Raw genomic sequence first — 1,221 nt, forward strand, 5'->3', positions numbered from 1 at the left:
ACCTCGGCCCGGCCCTGGCGGAGCGCGGCCGCCAGCACCGCCGACTCCGACTCCACCGACTGCTGCGCCATCGCGGTGAGTACGGCGTCCGGGCCCAGCTCGAGGAAGCGGGTGACGCCCTCGGACTCCAGCACCTTGACGGCATCCGCGAAGCGGACGGCCTCACGGACGTGGCGGACCCAGTACTCCGGGTCGGACAGCTCGCCGCTCACCGCAGTGCCGGTGAGGGTGGAGACGATCGGAATGGACGGGGTGCCGTACGACAACTCCTGTGCAATGGCACGGAATTCGTCGAGCATCGGCTCCATCAACGGCGAGTGGAAGGCATGGGAGACCTTCAGCCGGGTCGTCTTACGGCCCTCGGCCTCGAAATGCGCCTTGATACGAAGGGCTTCCGCCTCGACGCCCGAGACGACCACGGACGTGGGCCCGTTGACGGCCGCGATACCGATGCCGTCGGCCAGCAGCGGACGAACCTCGTCCTCCGTGGCCTGTACGGCGACCATCGCCCCGCCCTCCGGCAGGGCCTGCATCAACCGGCCACGCGCAGAAACCAGCCTGGCCGCGTCCGTCAGTGACAGGACACCCGAGACATGCGCGGCCGCGAACTCACCGATCGAGTGGCCGGCCAGGTAGTCGGGCTTGATACCCCACGACTCGACGAGCCGGTACAGCGCCACCTCGATCGCGAACAGCGCAGGCTGGGTGAACTCCGTACGACTCAGCCGCCCGGCGTCCTCACCCCAGATGACATCCCGCAGCGGCAGATCCAGCTCGGCGAGCACGCCGTCGAAGGCCTCCGCGAACACCGGGAACGCGTCGTAGAGTTCGCGTCCCATACCGACGCGCTGCGCCCCCTGCCCCGTGAACAGGAACGCCGTACGACCAGCCCCCCGCACACTCCCCTGCACCACACCAGCCGCCGACCGGCCCTCCACGTACGCGGTCAGACCCGCAAGCAGTTCCTCCCGGTCCGCGCCCACCACCGCCGCCCGGAAGTCCAGCGCAGTGCGGCGGGTGGCGAGGGAGTAGGCGACGTCCTGCAGGCGCATGGCGGGGTCGCCGTCGACGTAGGTCCGCAGGCGTTCGGCCTGGGCGCGGAGGGCTTCCGGGGTCTTGCCGGACAGCGGCCAGACGATCGTGTCGGGAGCCGTCCCCTCGGCCTCGGCCCGGTCTTCTGCCGGGGCCTGTTCGATGATGACGTGGGCGTTGGTGCCGCTG

The 1,221-nt window shown here is 70.3% G+C and carries 1 protein-coding gene; it reads right to left on the reverse strand.

Features of this window, described 5'->3' with window-relative positions; all coding sequences use genetic code 11:
- Nucleotides 1–1,221: acyltransferase domain-containing protein (locus AB0I77_RS53685; RefSeq protein WP_363290349.1), on the reverse strand; the 1,221-nt coding region annotated here is incomplete at both ends.

Source organism: Streptomyces sp. NPDC050619 (assembly GCF_040654815.1).
Taxonomy (GTDB): domain Bacteria; phylum Actinomycetota; class Actinomycetes; order Streptomycetales; family Streptomycetaceae; genus Streptomyces.